This window comes from Atlantibacter sp. MEI4A-1023 (genome assembly GCF_056155425.1).
This window is the reverse complement of sequence record NZ_CM149568.1, coordinates 2,748,863-2,763,918: the sequence shown is the minus strand read 5'-3', so window position 1 is coordinate 2,763,918 and position 15,056 is coordinate 2,748,863. Positions and strand designations below refer to the sequence as shown.

Here is a 15,056-nt window from a genome sequence, read left to right as displayed (position 1 = left end):
TGCGGATTCACCCACGGGGCTTTTTTATTTACACTGACTGAAACGATTATGCCCTTGCCGGGCCTGTCCCCCGTTAATCAGCCGTAACGGAAAGGTGAATAAATCAGGCCCCCTATGCAAATAAATGATGAGGACCGTTATGAATCCAGAAATGTTACGGGTAACAAATCGCATTGTCGCGCGCTCGAAAGCCACCCGCGAGGCCTACCTCTCCCGCATCGAGGCAGCGAAGTCCAAAACCGTGCATCGCGCCGAGTTAGCCTGCGGCAACCTGGCCCACGGCTTCGCCGCCTGCCAGCCGGAAGATAAAGCCGCGCTCAAGAGTATGCTGCGTAACAATATCGGCATCATCACGTCCTACAACGATATGCTTTCCGCCCATCAGCCGTACGAGACCTATCCCGACCAAATCCGCAAAGCGCTGCACACGGTTAATGCCGTCGGCCAGGTGGCGGGCGGCGTTCCGGCCATGTGCGATGGGGTCACTCAGGGGCAGGACGGGATGGAGCTTTCCCTGCTGAGCCGCGAAGTGATCGCCATGTCCGCTGCCGTGGGCCTGTCGCACAATATGTTCGACGGCGCACTGTTCCTCGGCGTGTGCGATAAAATCGTCCCGGGGCTGGCGATGGCGGCGCTGTCGTTTGGTCATCTGCCGTCGGTGTTTGTGCCGTCTGGCCCGATGGCGAGCGGGCTGCCTAATAAAGAAAAAGTGCGCATCCGCCAGCTTTACGCTGAAGGAAAAGTCGATCGCATGGCGTTGCTGGAGTCGGAAGCGGCGTCGTATCACGCGCCGGGCACCTGTACGTTTTACGGCACCGCCAACACAAACCAGATGGTGGTGGAATTTATGGGCATGCAATTGCCGGGTTCTTCCTTCGTTCAACCAGATGCGCCGCTGCGTGAAGCGTTGACCGCGGCGGCGGCCCGCCAGGTGACGCGCCTGACCGGTAACGGCAATAGCTGGATGCCGCTTGGTAAAATGATCGACGAAAAAGTGGTGGTTAACGGTATTGTCGCGCTACTGGCGACCGGCGGCTCGACCAACCACACCATGCACCTGGTGGCGATGGCGCGCGCGGCAGGCATTATCATTAACTGGGATGATTTCTCCGATCTCTCCGCCGTGGTGCCGCTGCTGGCGCGTTTATATCCCAACGGTCCGGCGGACATCAACCACTTCCAGGCGGCGGGCGGTGTACCGGTGCTGATGCGCGAACTGCTGAAAGGCGGCTTACTGCACGAAGATGTGGAAACCGTGGTGGGCCACGGCTTAAAACGCTATACCCTCGAACCCTGGCTGAACAATGGCGAACTGCAATGGCGCGACGGCGCAGCGGCGTCGCTGGATAGCGACGTGATTGCCAGCATCGACAAACCGTTCTCCGCCCACGGCGGCACCAAAGTGCTGAGCGGCAACCTGGGCCGCGCGGTGATGAAAACCTCCGCCGTCCCGCAGGAATACCAGATTATCGAAGCGCCAGCGGTGGTGTTTGAGAGCCAGCATGACGTGTTGCCGGCGTTCGAAGCGGGCCTTCTGGATAAAGATTGCGTAGTAGTGGTGCGCCATCAGGGGCCAAAAGCTAACGGGATGCCAGAATTACATAAACTTATGCCTCCGCTTGGTGTATTATTGGACCGCCGTTTCAAAATTGCGTTAGTGACCGATGGCCGCCTCTCCGGCGCGTCCGGCAAAGTGCCTTCTGCCATCCATGTCACGCCAGAAGCTTACGACGGCGGCTTGCTGGCGAAAGTACGCAATGGCGACCCGATCCGCGTAAATGGACAAACGGGCGAGCTGACGCTACTGGTCGATGAAGCGGAACTGGCCCAACGCGCGCCGTTCCAGCCGGACCTTAGCCCGCAACGCGTGGGCACCGGCCGTGAGATGTTCGGCGCATTGCGCGAGAATTTGTCCGGCGCCGAGCAGGGCGCAACCTGTATTCGTTTTTAAAGGCTTCACTGAATTCACTATGGCGAGAGAGATGCTCTGATGAAAAGCTGGAAAACTAGTGCTGAACAGATCCTGAAATCCGGTCCGGTTGTGCCGGTAATTGTGATTAACAAACTGGAACATGCCGTACCGCTGGCAAAAGCGCTGATCGCAGGTGGTGTGCGCGTGCTGGAAGTGACCCTGCGTACCCCGTGCGCTATGGATGCTATCCGCGCCATCGCCAAAGAAGTGCCGGACGCAATCATCGGCGCGGGCACCGTGATCAACGCGGCTCAACTGGCGGACGTGACCGAAGCGGGCGCGCAGTTCGCCATCAGCCCGGGTCTGACCGAGCCGTTGCTGAAAGCCGCAACCGAAGGCTCCATCCCGTTGATCCCGGGTATCAGCACCGTTTCTGAACTGATGCTGGGTATGGATTACGGCCTGAAAGAGTTCAAATTCTTCCCGGCAGAAGCCAACGGCGGCACCAAAGCGCTACAGGCCATTGCTGGCCCGTTCTCCCAGGTGCGTTTCTGCCCGACCGGCGGCATCACCCCGGCTAACTATCGTGATTACCTGGCACTGAAAAGCGTGCTGTGCATCGGCGGCTCCTGGCTGGTACCGGCAGACGCGATGGAAGCGGGCGACTGGGATCGCATCACTAAACTGGCGCGCGAAGCAGTAGAAGGCGCGCAGCAGTAAGCGGTTGACGTGAAGAGAAGGCAGGCGCAAGCCTGCCTTTTTTGTTTTAGCCTTCTACCTGCACCGCCGACGCTGCGGCTGTAGCGCGTTCGATGGCGGTTTCAACATCTTCTGCGCAGGCCAGCGCCACGCCCAGACGGCGCGATCCCTGAATATCCGGCTTGCCAAATAACCGTACCTGCACCCCGGCCCCCACGGCGGCGTCAATATTGCTAAAACGCACGTTATTGCTGGTCAGCTGCGGCAGGATCACCGCCGATGCGGCAGGGCCGTACTGACGAATGCCGCCCACGGGCAAGCCTAAAAACGCGCGCACATGCAGGGCGAACTCTGACAGATCCTGACTGATCAGCGTCACCATGCCGGTATCGTGCGGGCGGGGCGACACTTCGCTAAATACCACCTCATCGCCGCAGACAAACAGCTCGACCCCGAACAGGCCATAGCCGCCTAATGCCAGCACCACTTTTTTCGCCACGTCCTGGGCGCGCTTCAGCGCCAGTTCGCTCATCTGCTGCGGCTGCCAGGATTCGCGATAATCGCCGTCTTGCTGGCGATGGCCCACCGGTGCGCAGAAGTGCACGCCGTCCACGGCGCTCACGGTCAGCAGGGTGATTTCAAAATCAAAATTCACCACACCTTCGACGATCACTTTTCCAGCCCCGGCGCGGCCACCCTGTTGGGCGTACTGCCATGCGTCTGCCAGCTGTTCCCGCTGGCGAATAAAGCTTTGGCCCTTGCCGGAGGAGCTCATCACCGGCTTGACAATGCACGGCAGGCCGATCTCGTCCACCGCCGCCAGGAAATCGCTTTCGCTATCGGCAAAGCGGTAGGCCGACGTCGGCAGACCCAGCTCTTCTGCCGCCAGGCGGCGAATGCCTTCACGGTTCATGGTGAGTTTAGCGGCGCGGGCGCAGGGTACAACGCGCTGGCCCTGCTGCTCTAATTCAATCAGCGTATCGGTGGCGATAGCTTCGATTTCCGGCACGATGAAGTCAGGCTTTTCCTGCTCGACCAGCGCTTTCAACGCCGCGCCATCCAGCATGTTTATTGCGTAACTGCGATGGGCGACATGCATGGCCGGGGCGTTGGGATATCTGTCTACGGCGATCACTTCAAGACCGAGCCTCTGGCATTCAATCGCCACTTCTTTGCCTAATTCCCCTGAGCCGAGCAGCATCACGCGGGTGGCTGCCGGGCGAAGCGCGGTTCCTACTGTCAACATAACGAGATTCCTGGACCAAAAAAGAGGCCGCCAGTATATACGAAAACGATTGCGCAGGCAGGTGCGCGATTTTGATTTTTCTTTCAGGCTCTGATATACTGTATGCATATCCAGTTAAAGAGGCATCATGATGGCTGTTGAAATTCACTACGTTGTGGTCAGGGAAGGGAAAGAGAAAATGTCTTTTGCCAACAAAAAAGAAGCCGACGCATACGACAAAATGCTCGACTTAGCACAGACCCTTGAGTCCTGGCTGCAAAGCGCGCCGGTAAACCTTGAGGAAACCCAGCTTGAGCCGCTGTCACTGTGGCTGGCTGAACACAAAGATACCCTGGCGCAGGTTCTGCGTACCGGGCAAATGCCGCAGGAAGGCGCAACCGACGTAAAGCCGGACGCCGACCCGAAAGTGGAAGCGATCGCCAGCGGGCGTAAATCGAAAGCGGCATAAGCCCGTCGGTTCAGCTGCACTTTTCACCGGGACACGCGCCATCATCCCTTGCGCTTCGGTTGTTTTGTACCAGGCTTTCTGTGGTATTAACAACGGAGGGCATCTGATGAAAAAAGGGCTACTGGCGCTGGTGGCGCTATTTTCCGTGGGGCTGCATGCCGCGCCCCAGGAATCTCGCAATGTGAAGTTTACCGGCTGTGAAGGGTTGGATGCGCAAGGTATTTCAGCCAGCGTGAAACGCGACTATCTCCAGAACCGCATTGCCCGCTGGGCAGACGACCAGGAAAAACTCGGCCAGGCCGATCCGGTCGCCTGGGTCAATCCTGAAGCCGTGAAAGGCGGCGATGATAAATGGACCGTCCCCCTGACGGTACGCGGCATGCGAGCCGACATTCATTACACTGTGCAAGTTGATTGCAAAAAACAGACGGCAGAATACCGTCCTTAATCACGCGCAAGGGCCTGGCCCTTGCCGTTTATTTTCCTTTCCTTAGCCTGTCCCCACACTTCTTGACATCCCCTCGCTTACGCTCACAAGTGAGACTTTTACTGTGGGAGTACATATGGCGAACTGGCTTAAACATCTCCAGTCACTGCTGGGGGAACAGGGTAAAGGGTTATCGCAGGGGCAAGGGTTATCGAAACTGCTTAGCCCTGGCGCGTTGGGTGGCCTGGCAGGGCTGCTGGTAGCAAATAAATCCTCACGCAAGCTGCTGGCGAAATTCGGTGGCGGCGCGCTGCTCGCTGGCGGCGGCGCGGTAGCCGGCACGGTATTATGGAATAAATACCAAGACCGTATCCGGGCAGCCCACCAGGATCAACCCCAGTACGGTCAACAGGCGTCGCCCATTGATAAGCGAACCGAACGGTTAATTCTGGCGCTGGTGTTCGCCGCGAAAAGCGATGGACACATTGACGACGAGGAGCGTCAGGCGATTGACCAACATCTGCGCGATGCCGGTATCGAAGACGAAGGCCGCGCATTCGTTGAACAGGCCCTCGATCAACCCCTCGATCCGGCGCGTCTTGCCGAGGGGATCCAGAACGAAGAAGAGGCGCTGGAGCTCTATTTCCTCAGCTGTGCCGCCATCAACGCCGATCACTTTATGGAGCGCAGCTACCTGAACGCGCTGGGTGATGCGCTGGGCATTCCCGACGATGTTCGCGCCGACGTGGAGCGCGATATCGCGGTCAGCAAACGGGACGTTTCACCAGGATAACGCCTGGTTTGGTGGCGTTACGCTTGCAAGGCGCGGGGTTTTTGCCAACCTTATAAGGGTGTTAACCTAAAAGTTGAGCGTTATGCCACCAAAAGCAAAAGCAGTACCCCACACCATGACCCTGCATGGCGATACGCGTACCGATAATTATTACTGGCTGCGCGATGATGACCGGTCCGATTCTGAAGTGCTTGAGTATCTCCACCAGGAGAACGATTACGGGCGGCGGGTCATGGCCAGCCAGCAGGCACTGGAAGAACAGTTACTCAAAGAGATGATTGCGCGCATTCCGCAGCGCGATGCGTCTGCGCCTTACGTTAAAAATGGCTATCGCTACCGCCAGTTTTACGATGTGGGGTGTGAGTATCCGATTTATCAGCGCCAGTCGGTGATGTCATCAGAACGGGACCCCTGGGACGTGTTGCTGGATGCCAATCAGCGTGCGTCGCACAGCGAGTTTTATACCCTGGGTGCGCTGGCAATTACCCCGGATAACACCACGATGGTGCTGGCGGAAGATTACCTGTCCCGTCGCCAGTACGGCCTGCGCTTTCGCAATCTGGAAACCGGCAACTGGTATCCGGAGCTGATTGAGCATGTCGCGCCTGAAGTCGCCTGGGCCAACGATTCCCGCACCCTTTATTACGTCAAAAAGCACGCCAAAACGTTACTCCCGTATCAGGTGTGGCGGCATACCGTGGGCTCGCCTTCCAGCGAAGATGAGTTGATCTACGAAGAACGTGATGAAACGTTCTATGTCAGCCTGTACAAAACAACTTCACAGCATTTCATCAATATTTTTCTCTCCAGCGCGACCACCAGCGAAGTGTGGCTACTGGACGCGGAGTTGGCAGACGCGGAGCCCAGTTGTTTCCTGAGGCGGCGTAAAGACCACGAGTATTCCGTGGATCACTATCAGCACCGTTTCTACATGCGTTCCAACCGTGACGGTAAAAACTTCGGGCTGTATCGCAGTACGGTCCGCAAGGAGGAAAAATGGGAAACGCTGATCCCCGCGCGCGAGCACATTATGCTGGAGGGCTTTACACTATTCACCGACTGGCTGGTAGTGGAGGAGCGCCAGCGCGGCCTGACCAGCCTGCGGCAAATCAACCGTAAAACCCGCGAAGTAACCGGTATCGCGTTCGACGACCCGGCTTATGTGACCTGGCTTGCTTATAACCCGGAACCGGAAACGGCGAAATTACGCTACGGCTACTCCTCCATGACCACGCCGGATACGTTATTCGAACTGGATATGGATACCGGCGAGCGGCGGGTGCTGAAACAAACGGAAATCGACGGTTTTGATTCAGCCGATTACCGCAGCGAGCATTTATGGATCAAGGCGCGCGATGGGGTAGAAGTCCCGGTATCGCTGGTTTATCACAAAAAACACTTCCAGCGCGGCGCCAATCCGCTGCTGGTGTACGGCTATGGTTCGTACGGCAGCTGCATGGATGCCGATTTCAGCTCCAGCCGCCTGAGCCTGCTCGATCGCGGCTTCGTCTACGCTATCGCCCATATTCGAGGCGGCGGCGAACTGGGACAGCAGTGGTATGAGGCCGGTAAGTTTTTGAATAAGAAAAATACCTTTAACGATTATATCGACGTGTGCGAAGCGCTGCTTGCGCAGGGTTATGGCGATCCGCGCTACTTATTCGGCATGGGCGGCAGCGCTGGCGGCATGTTGATTGGCGCGGCGATAAATATGCGCCCGGACCTGTTCCACGGCGCTATCGCCCAGGTGCCGTTTGTTGATGTGGTCACTACCATGCTGGACGAGTCGATCCCGCTGACCACCGGGGAATTTGAGGAGTGGGGCAATCCGCAGGACGAAACCTACTACCACTATATGAAGAGCTACAGCCCTTACGACCAGGTCACGCATCAGAAGTACCCGCATTTGCTGGTCACTACCGGGCTGCATGATTCCCAGGTTCAGTACTGGGAGCCGGCGAAATGGGTCGCAAAACTGCGGGAATATAAAACCGATGACAGCCTGCTGCTGTTGTGTACCGAGATGGATTCCGGCCACGGCGGGAAATCAGGACGATTCAAATCCTACGAAGGCGTGGCGCTGGAATTTTCATTTTTAATTGGGTTAACGCAGGGGACGCTGGGCGCGAAAGCGGGGCATTAATCCTCCCCGAGGTAGTGTTTCAGCGTCAGGCGCAGTTGCGGGGTCATCTCTTTGATATTCTTGAGCATCCAGCGCAGATAGCCGGGATCGCGCTCAGCAATATCGCTTACTGACTCGCCGCGGTATTTGCCAAACTTAAACGTGGTCATCAGGGTCGGGCGACCGGTAATGGTGACCATTTCCTCTGGCGTCCAGTGAGTTTCCTGCATGATATCCAGCAATAACGCGGCAGTGATGTAGCAATCATACAGCGCGCGGTGATGGTGCAAATCGGGCGGCGTATCAACCTCTAAGCGGCGCGCTTTATACAGCCCCATATTGCTGTATTTAATGCCGGGCCAGTTCCACAGACGGCGCGCCATCTTCATGGTGCAAATCCACTCGCCGCCCATGTCAGGCAGCATCCGGCTATCAAAATCGGCATTGTGGGCAACGTAAAACGCGCTGCCGAGGTAGTTGGGCAACACGAATTCCAGTTCCGGTTTATCCGCGACCATCGCTTCAGTAATACGATGGATTGCCATGGCCTGATGGCTGATAGGACGATCCGGGCGCACCAGGTCGCTCATCGGGTTAACGATTTGGCCGTCAACAATATCCACCGAAGCGATTTCCACCACTCCGCCCTGTAACCCGCAGGTTTCCGTATCGATCACTCGCAGCATGTCAGACTCTCTTAACTAAAGTGCTAGCGTAATGGAATGACCTCGCCGTGCCAACCGTTGTCTTTGCGGCGGGCGACAACCAGCAGTTCTCCCGCTTCAGCGCGGACGACAAGCTGGCCTTGTTCATCCCAGCAGGCGCTGCGGCCCACGGCAGGTTGGTTATCGGGGGCGCCTGCTGGGTTTACCTGCAATACGGCGATATGATTTTCAAAGGCGCAATACTGCATATCCACCACCTCAGCGTTCCACGAGAGTTCGGAAATGAAGTGCCCGCACATATACAAGCTGGCTTCTTTGCGCGTCCACACATCTTCAGGTTGCGAATGGTTTATGGCAAGGGCGATCCGTTGTGAACCGGTGCCGATGATCCTGTCGTGCAGTATCGGTAAACCCTGTATTTCGCGCAGAGGTTGCGTATGGGGTGGCAGGCACAGCTGGCGCGTTCCATCAGGCAGGAAAATCAAACCTGCGGATAACGTCCCCTCCGGCGTGGCCAGAGACAACCCGGCGATAATCGTCATCCTGTGTCGTTGTGCCGCCAGACAAATAGGCTCGAAAAGCGGCAAATCGGCGCGTACCGGTGACGAATCAGGTGAAGGAAACCCGGTCAGGGAAAACTCCGGGAACAGTAAAACGTCGATCCGTTCACTGGCGGCGGTGGTAATAAACTTCAGATGGTGTGAAACATTCGCGGCTACGTTATCAGGATGCGGCGCGTATTGCGCGGCGGCAACATTCCATGTTGGCATAATGGCTCCCTTGTAGATGAATTCGCTATATTTTGCGCAATCACTCGCGGAATGTAGTGACTGGCGCAGAAATATTAGCATTTACATTGTAAGGAAGCGTAACGGACCGTAAGGCTTATTTCGATTTTGGTTCCCAGGGCATCCGGGACAGATTTACGGAGGCCAGACGATGCGCGATCAGACGCTCGCGAAAATAGCCGCGTAACGCTTCAGGCTGCTCGCGCTCGACGGCTTCGGCAATGATCGGCATGTTATAGCGCTCTTTAAACGCCACGCCCGCCGCAGCCAAATCAACGTTCACTTTATCCATTTCTTCCTGGGGAAGTTGAGCAAGATTGTGCTTCATAGACGACTCCTGTTGTAACTGGCGGAAAGGTACTTGCTCATCGCCTGGATGACAAGTGTTTCTGTGTCGTGACGTGCCATGCTGACTCGACTTGAGGGGGCTGCGAGGTTATTCTTTGCGCCACAGACATAACGAAAAGGAATGATTTATATGGCTTTCACCGCATCTCGTCTTCTTTGCGCCCTTACCGTTACTGCGTCACTGGTCGCCGCGCCTGCTGTCTGGGCCCATGCGCATCTTAAGCACCAGTATCCGGCGGCGGATGCCGTCATGGATTCCGCGCCACAGGCGTTGACGCTGAATTTTTCGGAAGGGATCGAACCGGCATTCAGTGGCATTACCCTGACTGGGCCGGAAAAGCAAAAGCTGGAAACCGGCAAAGCCAAACTGGCGGCAGAGGACAATAAACAGCTGATTGTGCCGTTAAGCGCCCAGTTACCTGCGGGGCAATATCAGGTCGACTGGCATGTCGTGTCGGTGGATGGGCATAAAACCAAAGGCAGCTACCATTTTAGCGTGAAATAACATGCTGGTTGCCACCTGGGTTACGCTGCGGTTCATTCATTTTGCGGCGTTAATACTGGCGCTGGGTTGCGCAATCAGCACCTGTTGGCTGGCTCCCGGCGCGTTTAAGCCCGTGCTGGCGCGGCGGGTTTGGCGAGGGTGGCGCGTTGCGCTGGTCGCCAGCCTGGTGAGCGCGACGTTAATGCTCGGCATCCAGGGCGGAATGATGGCGGGGGGCTGGGCGGATGTGGTTTCGCCCGCTATCTGGCAGGCGGTATTAACCACGCAGTTTGGCGGCGTCTGGCTATGGCAAATCATTCTCAGCGTCATCTCGCTGGTGGTGTTACTGCTCAGGCCTTACCGGGTTGGCGCACTGCTGATGGTGCTGCTAATCGGCCAGGTTGTCCTGCTGGCGGGGGTAGGGCACGCGGTGATGGCGGAAGGCGCGCGCGGCGCGCTCCAGCAAATTAACCACGCCATCCACCTGCTTTCCGCCGCCTGGTGGATGGGGGGCTTGCTGCCATTATTAGTGTGCATGCGGCTGGCGCAGAAGCCGCGCTGGCGGGAGGGTGCAATTCTCGCCATGATGCGTTTTTCGCGCTATGGTCACCTTGCCGTCGCGTTAGCGATCCTCACGGGGATCGTCAACACGCTGCTGATTGCCGGTTGGCCCTGGCCTGTAGAGACCCGATATCTGATCATGCTGTGGGTGAAAGCCGCCTTAGTGGCAATGATGGTGGCGATTGCGTTGTATAACCGCTACGCGCTGGTGCCGCGCTTTAGCCAGACAGCGGGCACGGCGCAACGGCGGTTTATCACCCTGACCAAAATAGAATGGATCCTGAGCTTACTAGTGGTGGCCTGCGTCAGCCTGTTCGCAACCTGGGAGCCTGTTTAACCGTGATTTTGTATGCGAGTTTACGATGAGAAAAACAGTACTTTCACTGCTATTACTGGCCTGCGCGGGAACGGCTGCCGCTGCGCCGCAGATTATTACGGTAAGCCGTTTCGAGATGGGCAAAGATAACTGGGCGTTTAACCGCGAAGAGGTGATGCTGACTTGCCGTCCGGGCAACGCGCTGTTCGTGATTAATCCTGCCACGCTGATGCAATACCCGATCAATGACGAAGCGATGGCGCAGGTCAAAGTCGGCAAAACTACGGGGCAGCCAATTAGCGTGATCCAGGTAGACGACCCGGCAAAACCTGGCGAGAAAAAGAGCCTGGCACCGTTTATCGAGAAAGCCAAAACGCTCTGTTAACCGCAACCGGGCATAAAAAAACCGCAGATCCGTGGAACACGGGCTGCGGGTTTTTATTAAGTGATTACGTTACGTGAGGAATTTTTTTGGGCCACTTTTGTCGCGGACTGGAAAACCTGACATCGTAATCTATTCTTAAAGGGCAAGGCGATTTCAGCCTGCATTAATGCCAACTTTTAGCGCACGGCTCTCTCCCAAGAGCCATTTCCCTGGACCGAATACAGGAATCGTATTCGGTCTTTTTTTATCCCTTTGATTCATAAGCCTGTCGCGATGCCGCCTCAGTCCGTGGCAAATTTCGCCGCCTGTGAATGCCATAAACCATACCACAGACAACCCCGGCAGCGTCCAGAGCTTTTTTGTCCTGTTTAAGAATCTGTAAGTTAAATGCTACCAGTAAGTTTCTAAAGAGTGATGGGCTGGCTCCGCCAGCAAATAATCTGGAATCTGGATCAAATAACGAAAATTTGGCTTAGCGGTCAGCTTGATCGGAATTATCTGATGGGCTAGAGTGCGATTTATCCCTTACAGAGCTAACGCCATACTGATGAGCGCCGGAGATAAGCGCCGGAAGGGACATAAAAAAGCCTGCAAAAAGCAGGCTTTTTTATGTTTTGAGAGTGTCCATACGCCAGATGGGTGCTTATAAGTTCCGGTAACCGTCAAAAACGCTTCATAAAATGGATTTTCTGCCGTTCGGCATCGTCGCCCGTTAGCGCTGTAATCTGGTAACCGTGACGAATCAACAGGATTAACATCGCCGGATAACGGTTCATACTTTTCACGCTTATTTCGCTGCCTCCCTGCGCCATAACCCGCTGCTCAAGCTCTTTAAGCAGAAACGCGCCGATGCCCTGACGGCGAAAAGCGGGCTTGACGCCACCCAGCCAGTAATAAAATTGCCGGGGCGTAACCCAGTATCCTAAGGCGTATCCCGCGTCCTGCTGTTCACATTGCGCCGCCAGCGCGAGGACGTTTTTCCCCTGCGTCCTCCTCTTAATTTCCCCGGCGCTTTCCATCGGAAACAGTTCAGGGATCTGCTGGTGGAGCAGAACAATCTCTTCATCGCTGACAGGGCGTATGCGCATCGAACTTCCTTTCAGACTGCTATGTGTACGCACACTATACTTTAGCTGTTCACAGGAGGAGAGATGTATCAACGTATCGAGGCCAGCGAATGGCGGGCCATCTATATCGTGGGCGATTTACACGGTTGCCTGCGACAGTTTGCCCAGGCATTACGCGAGGCACATTTCGACCCGTGGCAGGATTTGGTGATAAGCGTCGGCGATCTCATCGACCGCGGGGACAACAGTCCGGGCTGCCTGGCATTAACCGAGCGGCGCTGGTTCCGCTGCGTGTTAGGTAATCATGAAGCCATGGCACTGGATGCGCTGGAATCGGGCGATTACGCCTTATGGTATCTCAACGGCGGCAACTGGTTCACCACGCTTAATAGCGCGGCGCGTAAGCGCGTCGAGGCGCAACTGCAACGGCTGCGCGATTTCCCGCTAATTATCGAATTGCAATGCGCCAGCCAGCGAATTGTGGTCGCCCACGCGGATTATCCCGCCGACCAGTATGCCTGGCAGCAGCCGGTGAAGCGCACGCCGGTTCTCTGGAGCCGGGAACGGTTATCGCGGTGTATCAAAGGACGTGATGAGTCAATCAGCGGGGCGGATGCGTTTTACTTTGGGCATACACCGTTAAATGACTGTCTTGATTGCGGGAACCTGCACTATATCGACACCGGCGCCGTTTTCGGCAACCGGCTGACCTTACTGCGGGTCCAGTAGCTAAAAATCGCTGTACTCCTGGGCAGGGGTCCAGAAGCCATCAATAAAATCTTCCACCGGGAAACAGCCGCCATGCCGCAGCCGTTGTTCATCCATCGCGCGCATACACTGTTTTTCAGTATTAAAAACGTCAACGACGATATCGTTACAGCCACCGTCCAGATAACAAACAAATAAAACCAGTGCGAACATCGCATCCCCAATATTAGAACGTTTAGGGTAATTGTAGGGGACAGGGCGCGAAGGGCAAACCAAACGGGGAAGAATAACCCGTCTCAGGCGACGGGCTCATGTCGGGATCAGGCAAAACGCATCACCCAGGCATCAGAATTTTCGTCATAGTGTTTACGATAGAGGACAGAGTGTTCGCCGTTAAGTACCGCCGGAATGCTGGTTTCCGCATCCCATGCATCAAGCTGCATGCACAGGTCCGGGTCAGATTTACATGGGATAGTTAAGGTACGTTCACCCGGTTGCTCGCCGCTCAGTTCCGCATCATCGATCTCAAAGGTGCCGATTTTAACGCTGGTCTTAGTCATAGTGCTCTCCATCATCATTACAGGGCAGGTGGTACGACCAGTAAAGTCGCCATTTTTTAGCCTGGACAAGGAACAGCAAAAGCGCAAGTTTATCGCGATTATTTTTTAGGCTAATTAAATCTCGTCGGCGAAGAGCTTGCCATCGCGCACCAGTTCACGCGGATAGCTGTTCTTTAAGCGCGAGCCGATTTTTTTCGCCAGCCCCAGCGGTTGATCCTGATAAGTCACAATGACTTCGTTCGCCTCAGGCGCGGTTTGCGGATACACATCGCGACCGCGATACCACTCCTGCGCTTCCTGGGCGGTTAACGCGAAACCGTGGGTGTGAACATCACCTAACGCGATCACCGCTTCGTGCTGCCAGCGGTACCCTTTATTGAACGTTTCCGCCAGCTTCAGGCCGATGCGCGAGAATCGCACCTGGCCTATCAGCGGCTCGATGTCCGCCGGGAATAACCAGATTTCTTTATCGCGCAGCCATAAGTGTAGATGCTTATCCCATGTAAGCCCTACGCTTGCGGCAGCGCGTATGACCTCCTGCGCCTCTTTCGGTTTCATGGGCGCGAAGGGGAATTTACCGGTTTTATAGCCTGGCGCAGCGAGTGCAGGAACGGCGGCGGTTTTACGCAATCGCGCCACAAAGAAGCCTTCGCAATCGAAAATTTGCGGGAAAACATGCAAGAAACCTTCAGCGGTTAACGCCTGCTGTGCGCCGGAAAACAGGTCGCCTAACGGCTCAACGCAAACCGCGTCAGGATAGCGTTCCAGTAGCCACTGGCACACCTGTTCATTTTCTTCGCGGTTCAGGGTGCAGGTGGAGTAAATAAGCGCGCCCCCTGGGCGCAGGGCGTGAAACGCGCTGTCAATCAGCTCGCGCTGGGTGGCGGCGATTTCCTGATTGCTGGCGACAGACCAGTTGCGCAGGGCATCGGGATCTTTACGCACCACACCTTCGCCGGAGCAGGGGGCGTCCAGCAGGATCGCATCGAAGCATTCCGGTAGCGCCGCGCCAAATACCCGGCCATCAAAGTGGGTCAGCGCCACGTTCTCGATGCCACAGCGGCTGATGTTCGCTGCCAGCACTTTTACCCGGCTGGCGGCATATTCATTGGCGAGGATCGCGCCCTGATGATTCATTCGCGCGGCGATTTGGGTGGTTTTGGAGCCTGGCGCGGCGGCAACGTCCATTACCCGTGTTACCTCGGGATTATCCGCAAACAGCGCCGCCACTGGCAGCATCGAGCTGGCTTCCTGAATATAAAACAGGCCGCTGAGATGCTCTGCGGTGCTGCCCAGCGGCAGGGCTTCTTCATCGCGCTCGATCCAGAAGCCTTCTTCGCACCACGGAATTGGGCTGAGCTGCCAACCGTAAGGCGATACCAGCGCCAGGAAATCGCTGACGCTAATTTTCAGCGTATTGACGCGAATACTGCGGCGCAGCGGGCACTGGCAGGATGCGATAAAGCTTTCCATGGACAGCGCGGCAGGCATCGCATCGCGCATGACGGTAAGGAATTCGTCGGGAAG

The 15,056-nt window shown here is 56.3% G+C and carries 18 protein-coding genes; 10 read left to right on the top strand and 8 right to left on the bottom strand.

Annotated features, from left to right (window positions below):
- Window positions 1-139 precede the first annotated feature (139 nt).
- Complete coding sequence (edd, locus tag ACVV26_RS13340) at window positions 140-1,951, top strand: phosphogluconate dehydratase (protein ID WP_474797543.1); 1,812 nt, start codon at window positions 140-142, stop codon at window positions 1,949-1,951.
- Between the two features lie 39 nt (window positions 1,952-1,990).
- Complete coding sequence (locus tag ACVV26_RS13335) at window positions 1,991-2,632, top strand: bifunctional 4-hydroxy-2-oxoglutarate aldolase/2-dehydro-3-deoxy-phosphogluconate aldolase (protein WP_474797541.1); 642 nt, start codon at window positions 1,991-1,993, stop codon at window positions 2,630-2,632.
- A gap of 46 nt (window positions 2,633-2,678) precedes the next feature.
- Here ACVV26_RS13335 and purT read toward each other — a convergent pair whose 3' ends face one another.
- The gene (purT, locus tag ACVV26_RS13330) at window positions 2,679-3,857 is read right to left on the bottom strand and encodes a formate-dependent phosphoribosylglycinamide formyltransferase (RefSeq protein WP_474797538.1); all 1,179 of its coding nucleotides are present in this window, start codon (window positions 3,855-3,857) and stop codon (window positions 2,679-2,681) included.
- Window positions 3,858-3,987: 130 nt separating this feature from the next.
- Between purT and ACVV26_RS13325 the strand changes: the two genes are divergently transcribed.
- From ACVV26_RS13325 to ptrB, 4 genes are all read left to right on the top strand, one after another.
- Entirely contained in the window at window positions 3,988-4,305 is a 318-nt protein-coding gene (locus ACVV26_RS13325) for a YebG family protein (RefSeq protein ID WP_312985773.1), read from the top strand.
- A 103-nt stretch (window positions 4,306-4,408) separates the two neighbouring features.
- Window positions 4,409-4,753, top strand: coding sequence for a protein YebF (yebF, locus tag ACVV26_RS13320; protein ID WP_312985775.1), 345 nt, complete (start codon window positions 4,409-4,411; stop codon window positions 4,751-4,753).
- A gap of 115 nt (window positions 4,754-4,868) precedes the next feature.
- The gene (locus ACVV26_RS13315; protein ID WP_474797536.1) at window positions 4,869-5,525 is read left to right on the top strand and encodes a tellurite resistance TerB family protein; all 657 of its coding nucleotides are present in this window, start codon (window positions 4,869-4,871) and stop codon (window positions 5,523-5,525) included.
- Window positions 5,526-5,607: 82 nt separating this feature from the next.
- Complete coding sequence (gene ptrB, locus ACVV26_RS13310; RefSeq protein ID WP_474797534.1) at window positions 5,608-7,668, top strand: oligopeptidase B; 2,061 nt, start codon at window positions 5,608-5,610, stop codon at window positions 7,666-7,668.
- On the opposite strand, the gene exoX is transcribed toward ptrB, so the two are convergent.
- From exoX to ACVV26_RS13295, 3 genes are all read right to left on the bottom strand, one after another.
- The gene (exoX, locus tag ACVV26_RS13305; protein WP_474797532.1) at window positions 7,665-8,333 is read right to left on the bottom strand and encodes an exodeoxyribonuclease X; all 669 of its coding nucleotides are present in this window, start codon (window positions 8,331-8,333) and stop codon (window positions 7,665-7,667) included. The genes ptrB and exoX overlap by 4 nt on opposite strands.
- Before the next feature lie 23 nt (window positions 8,334-8,356).
- Complete coding sequence (locus ACVV26_RS13300; protein WP_474797530.1) at window positions 8,357-9,082, bottom strand: carbon-nitrogen hydrolase family protein; 726 nt, start codon at window positions 9,080-9,082, stop codon at window positions 8,357-8,359.
- Window positions 9,083-9,197: 115 nt separating this feature from the next.
- Entirely contained in the window at window positions 9,198-9,428 is a 231-nt protein-coding gene (locus tag ACVV26_RS13295; protein ID WP_312985745.1) for a DNA polymerase III subunit theta, read from the bottom strand.
- 150 nt (window positions 9,429-9,578) lie between these two features.
- Here ACVV26_RS13295 and yobA point away from each other — a divergent pair, with 150 nt between their 5' ends.
- Genes yobA through ACVV26_RS13280 form a run of 3 tightly spaced genes read left to right on the top strand, consistent with a single transcriptional unit; the run spans window position 9,579 to window position 11,194 of the window.
- Window positions 9,579-9,953 (top strand): CopC domain-containing protein YobA, encoded by a 375-nt coding sequence (gene yobA, locus ACVV26_RS13290; RefSeq protein WP_474797528.1) that lies wholly within the window; start codon window positions 9,579-9,581, stop codon window positions 9,951-9,953.
- 1 nt (window position 9,954) lies between these two features.
- Window positions 9,955-10,830: a copper homeostasis membrane protein CopD gene (gene copD, locus ACVV26_RS13285; RefSeq protein WP_474797526.1), complete on the top strand. Its 876-nt coding sequence runs from the start codon at window positions 9,955-9,957 to the stop codon at window positions 10,828-10,830.
- Window positions 10,831-10,855: 25 nt separating this feature from the next.
- Complete coding sequence (locus tag ACVV26_RS13280) at window positions 10,856-11,194, top strand: YebY family protein (protein WP_474797524.1); 339 nt, start codon at window positions 10,856-10,858, stop codon at window positions 11,192-11,194.
- Between the two features lie 662 nt (window positions 11,195-11,856).
- Here ACVV26_RS13280 and ACVV26_RS13275 read toward each other — a convergent pair.
- Complete coding sequence (locus ACVV26_RS13275) at window positions 11,857-12,282, bottom strand: GNAT family N-acetyltransferase (protein WP_474797521.1); 426 nt, start codon at window positions 12,280-12,282, stop codon at window positions 11,857-11,859.
- Window positions 12,283-12,345: 63 nt separating this feature from the next.
- Between ACVV26_RS13275 and ACVV26_RS13270 the strand changes: the two genes are divergently transcribed.
- A complete protein-coding gene (locus ACVV26_RS13270; RefSeq protein WP_474797519.1) occupies window positions 12,346-12,990 on the top strand; it encodes a metallophosphoesterase in 645 nt (214 codons plus the stop codon).
- Here ACVV26_RS13270 and ACVV26_RS13265 read toward each other — a convergent pair whose 3' ends face one another.
- The 3 genes from ACVV26_RS13265 to rsmF all read right to left on the bottom strand — a co-directional run bounded on the left by ACVV26_RS13265 (window position 12,991) and on the right by rsmF (window position 15,032).
- On the bottom strand, window positions 12,991-13,182 hold the full coding sequence (locus ACVV26_RS13265; protein WP_474797517.1) for a YdfD/YebW family protein: 192 nt from the start codon (window positions 13,180-13,182) through the stop codon (window positions 12,991-12,993). It lies immediately after the preceding gene.
- A 107-nt stretch (window positions 13,183-13,289) separates the two neighbouring features.
- Window positions 13,290-13,529 (bottom strand): YebV family protein, encoded by a 240-nt coding sequence (locus ACVV26_RS13260; RefSeq protein WP_125291932.1) that lies wholly within the window; start codon window positions 13,527-13,529, stop codon window positions 13,290-13,292.
- A 114-nt stretch (window positions 13,530-13,643) separates the two neighbouring features.
- Window positions 13,644-15,032 carry a 16S rRNA (cytosine(1407)-C(5))-methyltransferase RsmF gene (gene rsmF, locus ACVV26_RS13255; protein ID WP_474801850.1) on the bottom strand — a complete coding sequence of 463 codons (1,389 nt, stop codon included), beginning with the start codon at window positions 15,030-15,032 and terminating at the stop codon, window positions 13,644-13,646.
- Window positions 15,033-15,056: the final 24 nt, after the last annotated feature.

Coding starts and splice junctions, on each gene's coding strand:
- ACVV26_RS13280 (WP_474797524.1), top strand. CDS start 10,856: ATGAGAAAAACAGTACTTTCACTGCTATTACTGGCCTGCGCGGGAACG.
- ACVV26_RS13335 (WP_474797541.1), top strand. CDS start 1,991: ATGAAAAGCTGGAAAACTAGTGCTGAACAGATCCTGAAATCCGGTCCG.
- ACVV26_RS13275 (WP_474797521.1), bottom strand. CDS start 12,282: ATGCGCATACGCCCTGTCAGCGATGAAGAGATTGTTCTGCTCCACCAG.
- edd (WP_474797543.1), top strand. CDS start 140: ATGAATCCAGAAATGTTACGGGTAACAAATCGCATTGTCGCGCGCTCG.
- ACVV26_RS13295 (WP_312985745.1), bottom strand. CDS start 9,428: ATGAAGCACAATCTTGCTCAACTTCCCCAGGAAGAAATGGATAAAGTG.
- ACVV26_RS13325 (WP_312985773.1), top strand. CDS start 3,988: ATGGCTGTTGAAATTCACTACGTTGTGGTCAGGGAAGGGAAAGAGAAA.
- ptrB (WP_474797534.1), top strand. CDS start 5,608: ATGCCACCAAAAGCAAAAGCAGTACCCCACACCATGACCCTGCATGGC.
- copD (WP_474797526.1), top strand. CDS start 9,955: ATGCTGGTTGCCACCTGGGTTACGCTGCGGTTCATTCATTTTGCGGCG.
- ACVV26_RS13270 (WP_474797519.1), top strand. CDS start 12,346: ATGTATCAACGTATCGAGGCCAGCGAATGGCGGGCCATCTATATCGTG.
- ACVV26_RS13265 (WP_474797517.1), bottom strand. CDS start 13,182: ATGTTCGCACTGGTTTTATTTGTTTGTTATCTGGACGGTGGCTGTAAC.
- ACVV26_RS13300 (WP_474797530.1), bottom strand. CDS start 9,082: ATGCCAACATGGAATGTTGCCGCCGCGCAATACGCGCCGCATCCTGAT.
- purT (WP_474797538.1), bottom strand. CDS start 3,857: ATGTTGACAGTAGGAACCGCGCTTCGCCCGGCAGCCACCCGCGTGATG.
- ACVV26_RS13315 (WP_474797536.1), top strand. CDS start 4,869: ATGGCGAACTGGCTTAAACATCTCCAGTCACTGCTGGGGGAACAGGGT.
- ACVV26_RS13260 (WP_125291932.1), bottom strand. CDS start 13,529: ATGACTAAGACCAGCGTTAAAATCGGCACCTTTGAGATCGATGATGCG.
- rsmF (WP_474801850.1), bottom strand. CDS start 15,032: ATGCGCGATGCGATGCCTGCCGCGCTGTCCATGGAAAGCTTTATCGCA.
- yobA (WP_474797528.1), top strand. CDS start 9,579: ATGGCTTTCACCGCATCTCGTCTTCTTTGCGCCCTTACCGTTACTGCG.
- exoX (WP_474797532.1), bottom strand. CDS start 8,333: ATGCTGCGAGTGATCGATACGGAAACCTGCGGGTTACAGGGCGGAGTG.